The sequence below is a fragment of the Pseudomonas sp. SDO52101_S400 genome, from assembly GCF_054071635.1.
The window spans coordinates 1-574 of the sequence record NZ_JBSVWF010000148.1 but is presented as its reverse complement, the minus strand read 5'-3'; the positions used below and the strand labels follow the sequence as shown (position 1 = coordinate 574).

General features: G+C 47.7%; 1 protein-coding gene. It reads right to left on the bottom strand.

Annotation, left to right across the window (positions count from 1 at the left end):
* Positions 1 to 227 precede the first annotated feature (227 nt).
* On the bottom strand, positions 228 to 574 hold a 347-nt coding region (locus ACW9HX_RS29105), incomplete at its 5' end, for a hypothetical protein (RefSeq protein WP_457383218.1).

Sequence of the window (574 nt, the reverse complement as noted above, 5' to 3'; positions counted from 1 at the left end):
TTTTGCGCCACCTCCGTGAGGTGGGGAGGCCGGCCAGATGATTCTCAGATTTATTAAATAAAATAATTCTGTCCGTCCCCTTTTCACCAAACCCCTTCTAACCATGACCGTCCGGCAACCTTGGCCGGATCGGGTCGCGATTCTGGAGCGCAACGTCGGGAATTTCAAATGCCTGTGGTCGGCCGCAGCGATTACCGAGCGGTGACAGGAACTCGATGGACTCGACGCTAATCAAGCAGCTCATGCCTAAGGAGGTGAAACTCCATCCCCAGTTTTCCTTTAACCTCTTCTGCGCGGTCGGTCATATCCACATATAACAAAATTGGATATTCGGGAAATTCGTGCTCCACAGCTTCCCCGTCAAAAGGATCCACATTATTTTTCAGCGTAAAGTGCTCTGACTCCTTATTGCCAGAAAAATAATACTCACCACCATGATACGAACTCTCTCGCCTATCAAAGGAGAGTTTCAAACTTTCCTCGACACTCAAACTGGCTGCAGAAATACTCAAGTCTTTAACACCATATAAATCGTAAGCAGCCATTCTCACTTCCTCGGCAACATAATACTTGG